The following is a 14462-nucleotide window of genomic DNA, read 5'->3' as shown; positions in this document are numbered from 1 at the left end:
GGGTTCGGGTAGTCGAAGACCATCGTGGACGGCAGCGTCAGCCCGGTGACGGACGCGAGCCGGTTGCGCAGCCCGACGGCGGTCAGCGAGTCGAAGCCGACGTCGCGGAAGGCGCGCTGGTCGGTGAGGTCGTCGGCGGAGGCCAGTCCGAGCACGGAGGCGGCCTCGTTGCGGACGGTCTCCAGCAGCTTGCGGTGCTGCTCGGCGGCGGGCAGGGCCAGCAGCGCGGCGGCGAACTCGCCGTGGGCGGCGGTCCCGGCGCTCTGCGTGGCGGCGGCCGTGAGCTGCCGCACCTCGGGGACCTCGTCGAACAGCGGGGTGGGCCGGGCCGAGGTGTAGACGGGGTGGTACGTCTCCCAGTCGACGTCGGCGACCGCGATGACGTGCTCGTCGTCGTCGAGGGCCCGCTTGAGGCCGCTCAGCGCGAGCTGCGGGTCCATGAACTCAAGGCCGCTGCGGCGGATCATCTGCGGGTCGACGCGGCCGAGCTTGAGGTCGTCGGCCCAGATGCCCCAGGACAGCGACATGGCGGTCAGTCCGCGGGCCCGCCGGTGCTCGGCGAGGGCGGCCAGGTAGGCGTTGCCCGCGACGTAGGCGGCGTGCGCGCCGCTGCCCCACATGCCGGCGGTGGAGGAGTACAGGACGAAGTCGTCCAGCTCCTCGTCGTCGAGGAGTTCGTCGAGGATCTGCGCGCCGGCGACCTTGGCGGCGAGGACGCGGTCGAAGTCGTCGAGGGTGGTGGCGTCGAGGGTGTGCAGTTCGATGGTGGCCGCGGTGTGCACGACCGTGCGGACGGTGCGGCCCTCGGCCTTCAGGCTTTCGAGGAGGGCGGCGACCGCGTCGCGGTCGGTGATGTCGCAGGCGGCGAGGGTCGTGGCGGTGCCGCGTTCCTCCAGCTCGGCACGGAGTTCGGCGGCGCCGGGCGCCTCCGGGCCGCGCCGGCTGACGAGGACCAGGTGCTCGGCGCCCTGCTCGGCGAGCCAGCGTGCCAGGTGGGGGGCGAGGGTGCCGGAGCCGCCGGTGACGAGGGTGGTGCCGCGGGGCTTCCAGTCGCGGGCGGGGCCTTCGGGGGCGGCGTCGGCGCGGACGATACGGCGGGTGAAGACGCCGGAGGAGCGCAGGGCGACCTGGTCGTCGTCGCCGAGCGCGCCGGCGAGGACGGCCGCGAGCCGCTGGCCGGCGCGGGCGTCGAGCGTCTCGGGCAGGTCGACGACACCGCCCCAGCGTCCCGGGCACTCCAGCGCGGCGGTCCAGCCGATGCCGGTGACCTGGGCCTGGACGGGCGCGGTGACCTTGTCGGCGCGGCCGGTGGAGACGGCGCCGCGGGTCAGCGCCCACAGCGGGGTCTCGATGCCGGCGTCGCCGAGCGCCTGGACGAGGGCGACGGTGAGGGCGACCCCGAGGACGAGTCCGGTGCCGGGGACGGCGTCGGTCCGCTCGGCTCCGGCGAGGACGGAGACGATGCCGGTGACGCCGTCGGTGTCGGTGAGGCGCTCGCGCAGGACGGTGCGGTCGGTGCAGCTCTCGTCGAGGACGAGGCGGCGCACCTGGGCGCCGCCCGTCTCCAGCGCCTCGGCGACGTCGGTGTCGTCGACGCCGTCGGCGGACACCAGCAGCCAGGTGCCGTCGAGGGCGCGCTGCGGGAGCTTGGTGACGGGCTTCCAGGTGACGCGGTAGCGCCAGGAGTCGACGGTGGAGCGCTCACGGCGGGACCGGCGCCAGGAGGACAGCGCGGGCAGCACGGCGGCGACGGAGTCCTCGTCGGTGCCGAGGGCCGCGGTCAGGGCGGAGACGTCCCCGTCCTCGACGGCGGTCCAGAACGCGGCGTCCTCGGGGTCGGCCGCGGTGACGGCCTCCTGGACGGCCGGGACGACCCACAGGTTCTCGTGCTGGAAGGCGTAGGTGGGCAGGTCGACGCGGGACGCACCGGTCCCCTCGAACACGGCGGCCCAGTCGACGTGTACGCCGCGGACGAACACCTCGGCGGCGGACAGCAGGAAGCGGCCCAGGCCGCCGTTGTCGCGGCGCAGGGTGCCGGAGGCGACACCAGCCACCTGGGCGTCGTCGAGCATGTCCTGGACGGACATCGACAGCACCGGGTGGGAGCTGACCTCGACGAAGGCGCGGTGCTCGGCGGCGATCAGGTCGCGGACGGCGTCCGCGAACAGCACGCGTCCGCGCAGGCTGCGGTACCAGTAGCCGGCGTCCATGAGGGTGGTGTCGAGCCAGTCACCGGTGACGGTCGAGAAGAACGGGATCTCGGACGCGGCCGGCGCGACCTCCGCCAGCAGTTCGAGGATCTCGTCGTGCAGGTCCTCGACGTGGTGGGAGTGCGAGGCGTAGTCCACGGCGATCCGGCGGGCCCGGATCTCCTCGGCGGTGAGCTGCGCGTGCAGTTCGTCCAGGGCCTCCGGCTCGCCCGCGACGACGGAGGAGCGGGGTCCGTTCTCGGCGGCGACGGAGACCCGCCCGCCGAACGCCTCGAGACGGGCCTCCACGTCCGCGACGGGCAGCGCCACCGACATCATCCCGCCCCGGCCGGCGAGGCTGCGCCCGATGGCCTGGCTGCGCAGCGCCACCACCCGCGCACCGTCACGCAACGACAGGGCACCGGACACCACGGCAGCGGCGATCTCACCCTGCGAGTGACCCACCACCGCGTCCGGCTCCACACCCTGCGCACGCCACACCGCGGCCAGCGACACCATCACCGCGAACGACGCGGGCTGGACCACATCGACGCGCTCAAGCGTCGGAGCACCCTCCACGCCCCGCAGGACGTCGACGAGGTTCCAGTCGGTGAACTCGGCGAGCGCGTCCGCACACTCGGCGATCCGCTCCGCGAACACCGGTGATTCATCAAGGAGTTGGGCACCCATGCCCGCCCACTGGGAACCCTGACCGGGGAACACGAAGACCGTGCGGCCGTCGACGTCGGCGACACCGCGGGCGACGACGCCCGAGGGCCCGTCGGCGGCGACGGCGCGCAGCGCCTGAAGCGGGTCGGTGCCGGCGGGCGGCACGACCACGGCGCGGTGCTCGAAGAGAGCGCGGGAGGTGGCCAGGGACAGGCCGATGTCGATCGGGCGGGCCGCCGGGTCGGCGGTCACGAGGTGGGTGAGGAGCCGGTCGGCCTGCTCGCGCAGCGCGGCGGCGGCGCGGGCGGACAGGACCCACGGCACGACACCGGCGGCGACCGGCACGGGCGCCACGGCGGGCTGCTCGTCGTCGGCGGCGGGCGCCTCGGTCTCCTGCTCCAGGATGACGTGGGCGTTGGTGCCGCTGATGCCGAACGAGGACACGGCGGCCCGGCGCGGACGGCCGGTCCCGGGCCAGGCGGTGTTGTCGCCGAGCAGCCGCACGGTGCCGGGGCTCCAGTCGACGTGGCTGGAGGGCTCGTCGGCGTGCAGGGTCCGCGGCATCACGCCGTGGCGCAGCGCCATGACCATCTTGATGATGCTCGCGACACCGGCGGCGGACTGGGTGTGGCCGATGTTCGACTTCACCGAGCCGAGGTGCAGTGCGGTCTCGGGCGTACGGGTGCGGCCGTAGGTGGCGAACAGGGCCTGCGCCTCGATGGGGTCGCCGAGCGGGGTGCCGGTGCCGTGGGCCTCCAGGAGGTCGATCTCGCCGGGGGCGACGCGGGCGTTGGCGAGGGCCTGGCGGATGACGCGCTGCTGCGAGGGGCCGTTGGGGGCGCTGAGGCCGTTGGAGGCGCCGTCCTGGTTGATGGCGGAGCCGCGGATGACGGCGAGCACCGGGTGGCCGTTGCGGCGGGCGTCGGAGAGCCGCTCGACGAGGACGATGCCGACGCCCTCCGCGAGGGTCATGCCGTCGGCGCTCTCGGAGAACGCCTTGCACCGGCCGTCCTGGGCGAGGGCCCGCTGCCGGCTGAACGCCACGAAGGCGTTGGGGGTGGTCATGACGGTGGCGCCGCCCGCGACCGCGAGGTTGCTCTCGCCGTTGCGCAGCGCCTGGCAGGCCAGATGCAGCGCGACCAGCGAGGACGAGCAGGCGGTGTCGACGGTGACCGCCGGGCCCTCCAGGCCGAAGACGTAGGCGAGACGGCCGGAGAGCACGCTGGGGCTGGTGCCGGTGACCAGGTGACCCTCGGTGCCGTCGCCGGCGCCCATTCCGTACTCCTGGTAGCTGGAGCCGATGAAGGTTCCGGTCAGACTGCCGCGGAGGGTGTCGGGGGTGAGTCCGGCGCGTTCGAAGGCCTCCCAGGTGGTCTCCAGGAGGAGCCGCTGCTGCGGGTCCATGACGAGCGCCTCGCGGGGCGAGATGCCGAAGAACATCGGGTCGAACTCGTCGGCCTCGTGCAGGAAGCCGCCCTGGCTGGAGTAGGTGGTGCCGGGGTGGTCCGGGTCGGGGTCGTAGAGCCCGGCGGTGTTCCAGCCGCGGTTGACCGGGAAGTCGGTGATCGCGTCGGTGCCGGAGAGCACCAGGTCCCACAGCTGTTCCGGGGAGCTGACGCCGCCCGGGTAGCGGCAGCTCATGCCGATGATGGCGATGGGCTCGTCGTCGGCGGCGCCGGTGGCGACGGGGCCCGCGACCTCCAGCACGGAGCCGACCATCTCGGCCCGCAGGTACTGGGCCAGCTCCAGCGGGGTCGGGTAGTCGAACACCATGGTGCTCGGCAGGGAGAGGCCGGTGGCGGCGCCGAGGTGCTTGCGCAGTTCGACGGCGGTCAGCGAGTCGAAGCCGATGTCGCGGAAGGCACGGCCCTCCGGCACGGCGTCGGCGGAGGCGTGACCGAGCACGGTCGCGGCCTCGGCGCGCACCATCTCGGTGAGCAGGCGCAGCTGCTCCGGCTCGGACAGCGAGCGGACCCGCTGGACGATCTCGGACGCGTCGCCGGTGCCGGCGGGGCTGTTCTCGGCGGCCAGGGCGCGGACCTCGGGCAGGTCGCTGATGAGGGCGCTGGGCCTGACGGAGGTGAACAGCGGGGCGTAGCGGGTCCAGTCGACGTCCGCGACGGTGACGGCGACGTCCTGGCGGACGACGGCGCGGCGCATCTCGGTGAGGGCGTGCGCGGGGTCGAGCAGGCGCAGGCCCTGGCGTCGCAGGGTGTCGGAGACGGCGTCGTCGGCGGCCATGCCGCTGCCGCCCCACGGACCCCAGGCGATGGAGGTCGCGGCGAGGCCGCGGGCGCGGCGGGCCAGGGCGAGGGCGTCGAGGTAGGCGTTGGCGGCGCCGTAGGCGCTCTGGTCGCCGCTGCCCCAGACGCCGGCGATGGAGCCGAACAGGATGAAGAAGTCCAGTTCGCGGTCGCCGAGGAGGTCGTCGAGGTGGGCGGCGCCCGCCAGCTTCGCGGCGGTGAGGCCGGCGAACTCGGCGGGCGTCAGTCCGTCCAGCCGCCCGTAGTGGCCGACGCCCGCTGTGTGCACGACACCGGTGAGGGGCTGGTCGGCGGGCAGGCCGTCGAGGACGGCGGCGAGGGCGTCGCGGTCGGCGACGTCGCAGGCCACGATGGAGACGCTCGCGCCCAGGTCGGTCAGCTCGGCGCGGAGTTCGGCGGCGCCGGGGGCGTCTGGGCCGCGGCGGCTGGTGAGGACGAGGTGGTCCGCGCCGGAGCGGGCCAGCCAGCGGGCGGTCTCGGCGCCGAGGCCGCCGGTGCCGCCGGTGATCAGGACGCTTCCGGAGGCGGTGAACTGGTCGGCGGACGGCAGCTCGTCGACGGTGTGGCGGACCAGGCGGCGGCCGTGCACACCGGTGGCGCGCAGGGCGACCTGGTCCTCGCCGTCGGGGGCGTCCTTGACCGCGAGGACTTCGGCGAGGCGCTGTCCGGCGCGGCGGTCGAAGTCGGCCGGGAGGTCGACGAGGCCGCCCCACAGGCGCGGGTGCTCCAGGGCGACACCGCGGCCCATGCCCCAGGCGGCGGCCTGGGCGGGGCGGGTCACCGGATCGGCGGGGCCGGTGGAGACGGCGCCGCGGGTGGTGGTCCACAGCCGGCCCCGGGCGCCGGTGTCGGCGAGGGCCTGGACGAGGGCGATGGTCAGGGCGAGGCCCTGGGTGAAGCCGGCGGGGCCGTCGGTGGGGCGCTCGTCGAGCGGCAGCACGGACAGCACATGGGCGCTGGTGTCGACGTCCTCGGTGTCGGCGACGCGGGCTCCGAGCACGGCCCGGTCGGCGCAGTCGGCGTCCAGAACGAGGCGGCGGACCCGGGCGCCGTGCGCGCCGAGCGCCTCGGCGAGGCCGTCAAGCAGCTCGGTCTCGTCGTCGGCGGTGGCGTCGGAGGAGACGAGCAGCCAGGTGCCGTCGAGGACGGGCGCGGCGGGCTTGCGCAGCCGGGTCCACTCGACGCGGTAGCGCAGGGTGTCGAGGAGCGCCTTCTCCTGGTTGCCGCGGCGCCAGGAGCTGAGCGCGGGCAGCAGGGAGTCGAGCGGGGTGAGGCTGTCGTCGTCGAGGCCGAGGACGGCGGCGAGTTCGGCGGCGTCGCCGCGCTCGACGGCGGCCCACAGCTTCTGGTCGGCCACATCGCCGGTCGCCAAGGGCGCGGCGGAGGGCAGCTGCGGCCAGTAGTGGGCGTGCTGGAAGGCGTAGGTCGGCAGGTCGGTGCGGCGGGCGCCGGTGCCGGCGAGGTACGCGCTCCAGTCGAGGTCGACGCCGTGGATCTGGAGGCGGGCCGCGGCAGTGGCGGCGGCGGTCTCCTCGGAGCGGTCGGCGCGCAGCAGCGGGACAAGCACGGAGCCGTGGTCGTCGCCGAGGGTGTCCTCGGCCATGGCGGTCAGCAGTCCGTCGGGGCCGAGTTCGAGGAAGAGGGTGGCGCCGGCGTCGCGCAGGGTGCGGACGCAGTCGGCGAACCGGACGGCCTCGCGGACATGGCGCACCCAGTAGTCGGCGGTGCGCACCTCGGCGTCGTCGGCCCTGCGGCCCGTCAGGTCGGAGACGAGCGGGATGCGCGGGGCGGCGTAGGACAGCGTCTCGGCGACCGTGCGGAACGCGTCGAGCATGGCGTCCATGTGCGGCGAGTGGAAGGCATGGCTCACCCGCAGACGCTTGGTGCGGCGCCCTCGGCCGGAGAACTCGGCGGCGAGTTCCACGGCGGCGTCCTCGTCGCCGGAGACGACGACGGAGGTGGGGCCGTTGACGGCCGCGATGGACAGGCCCTCGCCGAGCAGCGGGGCGACCTCGTCCTCGGTGGCCTGGACGGCGATCATGGCGCCGCCGGACGGCAGCGCCTCCATGAGGGTGGCGCGGGCGGCGACCAGGCGGGCGGCGTCCTGAAGGGTGAACACCCCGGCGACGTGCGCGGCGGCGATCTCACCGATGGAGTGGCCGGTGACGAAGTCGGCGCGGACGCCCCAGCTCTCGACGAGGCGGTAGAGGGAGACCTCGACGGCGAACAGCGCGGGCTGGGTGAAGCCGGTGCGGTCGAGCAGGCCGGCCTCGTCGGTGCCCTCGTCGGCGAACACGACCTCGCGCAGCGGCCGGTCGAGCAGCGGGTCGAGGGCGGCGCACACCTCGTCGAACGCGGCGGCGAACCGGGGCTGGGTCTCGTACAGTTCGCGGCCCATGGCGGCGCGCTGGCTGCCCTGGCCGGAGAACATGACGGCGATCCGGGCACGGCCCGCGGCCTCGCCCTCGACGACGGCCGGGTCGGGGCGGCCGGCGGCGAGCGCGGTCAGGGAGGCGAGCAGTCCGTCGCGGTCCTGCGCGATCACCGCGGCGCGGCGCTCGAAGCGGGAGCGGGTGGTGGCCAGGGAGTGGCCGAGGTCGGCGAGGGACGGCTCGGGGTGGTTCTGGAGGTGGGTGAGCAGGCGGGCGGCCTGGGCGCGCAGGGCGTCGCGGGTGCGGCCGGACAGCAGCAGCGGGACGGCTCCGGCGGTGCGCTCGGGCGCGGCCGGGGCGGGCGCGGCGAGGGCGGGCGGCTGCTCCAGGACGGTGTGGACGTTGGTGCCGCTGATGCCGAAGGAGGAGACGGCGGCGCGGCGCGGGCGGCCGGTCTCGGGCCACGCGGTCTGCTCGGTGAGCAGTTCCACCGCGCCCTCGGTCCAGTCGACGTGCGAGGACGGGGCGTCCACGTGCAGGGTGCGCGGCAGCACGCCGTGGCGCATCGCCATGACCATCTTGATGACACCGGCGACACCGGCCGCGGCCTGCGTGTGACCGATGTTCGACTTCACCGAACCCAGCAGCAGCGGCTGCTCCGCGTCACGGTCACGACCGTAGGTCGCCAGCAACGCCTGCGCCTCGATCGGGTCACCCAGCGTCGTACCGGTGCCATGTGCCTCGACGACGTCGACGTCACCCGCCGACAGCCCGCCGCTGGCGAGCGCCTGACGGATCACCCGCTGCTGCGAGGGACCGTTCGGAGCCGTCAGACCGTTGGAGGCACCGTCCTGGTTGACGGCCGAACCACGGACGACCGCGAGGATCTCGTGACCGTTGCGAATCGCGTCCGACTGCCGCTCAAGCACCAGCATGCCGACACCCTCGGACCAGCCGACACCATCGGCGGAGTCCGAGAACGCCTTGCACCGGCCGTCGGGCGACAGACCCCGCTGACGCGCGAAGTCCACGAACACGGCGGGCGTCGACATCACGGTCACACCGCCGGCCAGGGCGAGCGAGATCTCGCCCGAGCGCAGCGCCTGCATCGCCCAGTGCATCGCCACCAGCGACGACGAGCACGCCGTGTCCACCGTGACCGCGGGACCCTCCAGGCCCAGCGTGTAGGAGACGCGGCCAGAGGCGAGGCTCGGGGAGCTGCCGCTGCCCTGGAAGCCCTCGAACTCGGGGCTCGCCAGCATCGCGCTGTAGTCGCTGTACATCACACCGGCGAACACACCGGTCGCACTGCCCCGCAGGCTGACCGGGTCGATGCCGGCCCGCTCGATCGCCTCCCACGACGACTCAAGCAGCAGACGCTGCTGCGAGTCCGTCGCGAGCGCCTCGCGGGGGCTCATCCCGAAGAAGCCGGGGTCGAACTCCCCCGCCTCGTGCAGGAATCCACCGGAACGGGTGTAGGCGGTGCCGGGGTGGTCGGGATCCGGGTGGTACAGGTTCTCGACGTCCCAGCCGCGGTTGGTGGGGAAGCCGGAGACGGCGTCGGTGCCCTCGGTGACCAGGCGCCACAGGTCCTCGGGCGAGGCGACCCCACCCGGGTAGCGGCAGGCCATGCCCACGATGACGATCGGGTCGTCCGCCACAACCGCCGTGCCGCGCTGCACGGCCTCCGCCTCGACCTCGGTGCCGAGGAGTTCGTCGAGGACGTACGTGGCGAGGTGGCTGACTGTCGGATAGTCGAAGACGAGGGTGGCGGGCAGACGCAGTCCGGTGACCGTGTTCAGGCGGTTGCGCAGCTCGACGGCGGTGAGGGAGTCGAAGCCCAGCTCGCGGAAGGCGCGGCCGGCGTCGATGTCGGCGCCGGTGGCGTGGCCGAGCACCAGGGCGACCTGGCCGCGGACGAGGTCGAGGACCAGTTCGTCGCGGCTCTCGCGGTCCAGGCGGGCCAGGCGCTGGGCGAGGCCGCCGGCGGTGGCCGACCCGGCGACGGCGGCACGGCGCGAACGACCCCGGATCAGCGACCGGAGCAGCGGCGGCACGTCGCCCGCGGCGCGCAGGACGGAGAGGTCCAGGCGGACGGGAGCGAGCGCGGCGTCGTCGCCGTCGAGGGCGGCGTCGAAGAGGGCGAGGCCCTGCTCGACGGTGAGGGCGGGGGTGCCGATGCGGGCCAGGCGGCGCAGGTCGTCCTCGGAGAGGTCGCCGGTCATGCCACCGGTCTGCTCCCAGGGGCCCCAGGCCAGCGACAGACCCGGCAGGCCGGCCGCACGCCGGTACTCCATCAGGGCGTCCAGGAACGCGTTGCCGGCCGCGTAGTTGGCCTGACCCGCATTACCGAAGACACCGGCAACCGACGAGAACACCACGAACGCGTCCAAGTCCAGACCACGCGTCGCCTCATGCAGATTCCACGCCGCGTCCACCTTCGGACGCAACACGGCCGACAGCCGCTCCGGAGTGAGCGAGGCGACCATCCCGTCGTCCAGCACACCCGCGGAGTGCACCACCGCCGACACCGGATGCGCGGCCACCAGCTCGGCAACCGCCGCACGATCCGTCACGTTGCAGGCGACGACAGTGGCCCGCGCACCCGACTCCGCCAACTCCGCGACCAGCTCGACCGCACCCGCGGCCTCACCACCACGACGACTGACCAGAACCAGATCACGCACACCATGCACGGCCACCAGATGACGCGCCAGCACCGCACCCAGACCACCGGTACCACCGGTGACCAGCACCGCACCCTCCCCGCCGAACGCGGAGACCGCCTCGGTGGAGGGAGCGGGACGGCGCACCAGACGGGCCGCACGCAGTTCGTCACCGCGCACAGCGAGCTGCGGCTCGTCAGAGGCGAGCGCGGCGGCCGGAAGGGCGGGCGTGTCCTGCTCGGCGTCGAGGTCGACGAGGAAGAAGCGGCCGGGGTTCTCGGACTGGGCGGAGCGCACCAGGCCCCAGACCGCGGCGGCGGCCGGGTCGTGGCCGGTGGTCGCGCCCCGGGTGACCAGGACGAGCCGGGACGTGGCGAACCGCTCGTCCTGGTCGAGCCAGGTCTGTACGGCGGCGAGGGCGTCGGTGGTGGCGCGGTGTGCGGCCGTGACCGGATCGGCGTCCGGGCCGGTGCCGGTGAGCGGCAGCAGGACGGTGTCCGGGATCGCTCCGCCGGCGGCGGCGAGAGCCGCGAGGTCCGGGTGGACGGCGAGGTCGCCGAACTGGGGCAGGGCGCGCAGGCCGAAGGTGTCCTCGCCGACCAGGACGGCGGTGCCGGAGGCGGCGGCTGCCGTGACGGTCACCCAGTCGAGGCGGAACAGGGCGTCGCGGACGAGCGCGGCGGCGGCGTCGATCTCGCGGGCCGCGACCGCGCGCAGGATCAGCGAGTCGGCGGACAGGACGAGCTGTCCGGCGTCGTCGGCGACGGCGATCGCGACGGCGTCACCGGCCGCCGGGGCCAGGCGCACCCGCAGGGTGGTGGCGCCGCTCGCGTGGAGGCTGACGCCCTCCCAGGAGAAGGGCAGTCCGCCGGCGGCGCGCTCGTCGAGGTCGACGAACGACGCCGCGTGCAGGGCGGAGTCGAGAAGCGCGGGGTGCAGGCCGAAGGACTCGGCGTCGGTGTGGCCGGACTCGGGCAGGACGACCTCGGCGAACACCTCGTCGCCGCGGCGCCAGGCGGCGCGCAGGCCCTGGAAGAGCGGGCCGTAGCCGAAGCCGCCCTCGGCGAGCCGGTCGTAGAGGCCGTCCACGGGGAGGGCCTCGGCGTCGGCCGGGGGCCAGACGGTGGCGTCGAAGTCGGTGGCGGCGCGGGAGGAGGAGAGCACACCGGTGGCGTGGGAAGTCCAGGGGGCGTCCTCGTCGGCGTCGGGACGGCCGTAGACGGTGACGCTGCGGCGGCCGGACTCGTCCGGGTTGCCGATCCACAGCTGCACCTGGACGCCGCCCTGCTCGGGCAGGACGAGCGGCGCGGCCAGGGTCAGTTCGTCGACGCGGTCGCAGCCGACCTCGTCGCCGGCGCGGACGGCCAGCTCCAGGAAGGCGGTGCCGGGCAGCAGGGTGGTGCCGCGGACGGTGTGGTCGGCGAGCCACGGGTGGCTGAGCAGGGAGATCCGGCCGGTCAGCAGGGCGCCCTCGGAGTCGGCGAGGGAGACCGCGGCGGACAGCAGCGGGTGGTGGGCGGCGCCGAGTCCGACGGAGCGCAGGTCCGCGGCGCTGCCCTGGACGGCGCGCGGCCAGTAGCGGCGGCGCTGGAAGGTGTACGTGGGCAGGTCGGTGCGGCGGGCGCCGGTGCCGGTGAAGCAGGCGTCCCAGCGCAGCGTGGTGCCGTGGGTGTGCAGCGCGGCGAGCGCGGCGGTGAAGGTGTGGTCCTCGGGGCGTCCCTCGCGCAGCGCGGGCACGGTGACGGCGTCGGAGCCGGCGGCGTCCAGGCAGTTCTGCGCCATGGCGGACAGGACGCTGTCGGGGCCGAGTTCGAGGAAGGCGGTGACGTCGTGCCGGGCGAGCCAGTCGACGCCGTCGGCGAACCGGACGGCGTGGCGGACGTGGTCGACCCAGTAGTCGGGCGAGGTGAGCTGGGCGACGGTGGCCGGCTCGCCGGTCACGTTGGACACGACGGGCAGCAGCGGGCTGTGCAGAGTGAGGCCTTCGACGACGCTCCGGAACTCGTCGAGCATCGGGGCCATGAGCGGCGAGTGGAAGGCGTGCGAGACACGCAGTCTGCTCGTCCTGCGTCCGTCGGCCGCGAGGCGGGCCGCCAGTTCGGTGACGGTGGTCTCGTCGCCGGAGAGGACGACGGCGGAGGGGCCGTTGACGGCGGCGAGGGACACCAGGTCCTCGTGGCCGGCGAGCAGCGGGGCGACCTCGTCCTCGCTCGCCTGCACGGCGACCATCGCGCCGCCCTCGGGCAGCGCCTGCATGAGGCGGCCGCGGGCGGCGACCAGGGTGGCCGCGTCGTCGAGGGAGAGCACGCCGGCGACGTGCGCGGCGGCGATCTCGCCGACGGAGTGGCCGGCCAGGTGGTCCGGCTTGACCTCGAAGGACTCCAGGAGGCGGTAGAGCGCGACCTCGACGGCGAACAGTGCGGGCTGCGCGTACTCGGTGCGGTCGAGGCGGGCGGCGTCCTCGCCCCACAGCACCTCGCGCAGCGGCATGTCCAGATGGGGCGTGAAGGCGTCGAGGGCGGCGTCCAGGGCGGTGGCGAACACCGGGAAGCGGGCGGCGAGTTCGCGGCCGGCGCCGAGGCGCTGGGCGCCCTGTCCGGTGAACAGGACGGCGAGGCGGGTCTCGGTGCGGGCGGTGCCGGTGACGGCCCCGGCCAGGGCGGCCGGGTCGGTTCCGTCGGCGATCGCGGTGAGCCGCTCGGTCAGCTCGGGCAGGCTCGCGGCGAGCAGGACGGCCCGGTGCTCGAAGGCGGTGCGGGTGGTGGCGAGCGAGTAGGCGGTGTCGAGGAGCGCGGGCGGGGTGCCGGTGCCGAGGGCGGTGAGCAGTGCGGCGGCCTGGGCGCGCAGCACCTCGGGGCTGCGTCCGGACAGCAGCGCGGGAACCACGCCGGTGACGGCGGCCGGGGTGCCCGGGGTGTCGTCCTCGGTGTCTGCGGGCTCCGGCTCGGGGGCCTGCTCGACGATGGTGTGGGCGTTGGTGCCGCTGATACCGAAGGAGGAGACGGCCGCGCGGCGGGGGGCGCCGGTGGCGGGCCAGTCGGTGTTCTCGGTGAGGACGCGGACGGCGCCCTGGGACCAGTCGACGTGACGGGTGGGCTCCTCGGCGAGGAGGGTGCGGGGCAGCACGCCGTGCCGCATCGCCATGACCATCTTGATGACACCGGCGACACCGGCGGCGGCCTGGGTGTGGCTGATGTTGGACTTCACCGAGCCGAGCAGCAGCGGCTTGTCCTCGTCGCGGTGCCGGCCGTAGGTGGCGAGCAGCGCCTGCGCCTCGACGGGGTCCCCGAGGGTGGTGCCGGTGCCGTGCGCCTCGACGGCGTCGATGTCGCTCGCGGAGAGGCGGGCGTTGACGAGGGCCTGCTCGATGACCGCCTGCTGGGAGGGGCCGTTGGGGGCGGTGAGGCCGTTGGAGGCGCCGTCCTGGTTGACGGCGGTGCCGCGGACGACGGCGAGGATGTCGCGGCCGTTGCGGATGGCGTCGGAGAGGCGCTCCAGGACGAGGATGCCGACGCCCTCAGCCCAGCCGGTGCCGTCGGCGGTGTCACCGAAGGAGCGGCAGCGGCCGTCGACGGACAGTCCGCCCTGGCGGCCCATCTCGATGAAGGTGCCGGGGCCGGACATGACGGTGACGCCGCCCGCGAGGGCGAGGGTGCACTCGCCCGCGCGCAGCGCCTGGGTAGCGAGGTGGACGGCGACCAGGGAGGAGGAGCAGGCGGTGTCGACGGTGACGGCGGGGCCCACCGTGCCGAAGGTGTACGAGATGCGGCCGGACAGCACGCTGCCGGTGTTGCCGGTGAGCTGGAAGCCCTCGGCGCCGTCGGCGGGGCCGACCCGGTAGTCCTGGGCCATGGCGCCGATGAAGACGCCGGTGCGGCTGCCCTTGACGGAGGTGGGGTCGATGCCGGCGCGTTCGAACGCCTCCCAGGCGGACTCCAGGACGACCCGCTGCTGCGGGTCCATGGCGACCGCCTCGCGCGGCGAGATGCCGAAGAAGTCCGCGTCGAAGTCCGTCGCGTCGTGGAGGAATCCGCCCCGGGAGGTCGGCGAGGAGGCGAGCGCCTCCATGTCCCAGCCGCGGTCGGCGGGGAACGGGGTGACGCCGTTCTCGCCGGCCTCGACCATCCGCCACAGGTCCTCGGGGCTGCCGACACCGCCGGGGTAGCGGCATGTCATGCCGACGATGGCGATCGGTTCCTGGGCCGCCGACTCCAGCTCGCTCACGCGCCGCCGCGTGCGTCGGAGATCGGCGGTCGCAAGCTTGAGGTAATCCCGGAGCTTCTGTTCGTTGTCCATCCTCAA

Annotated in this window: 1 protein-coding gene (only partly in view); it reads right to left on the bottom strand. The window is 74.6% G+C overall.

Translation table 11 applies throughout. From position 1 onward, the window contains the following. Window positions 1-14462: the 5' portion of a type I polyketide synthase gene (locus CG719_RS02090; RefSeq protein ID WP_442802692.1), read on the bottom strand. Its footprint begins 13900 nt before the window's first position; 14462 of the gene's 28362 nt are visible here — the first part of the coding sequence; it begins with the start codon at window positions 14460-14462; the stop codon falls past the left edge of the window.

It is taken from the genome of Streptomyces sp. CB01373, from assembly GCF_002803075.1.
GTDB lineage: Bacteria > Actinomycetota > Actinomycetes > Streptomycetales > Streptomycetaceae > Streptomyces.
This window is presented reverse-complemented; position numbering and strand designations above follow the sequence as displayed.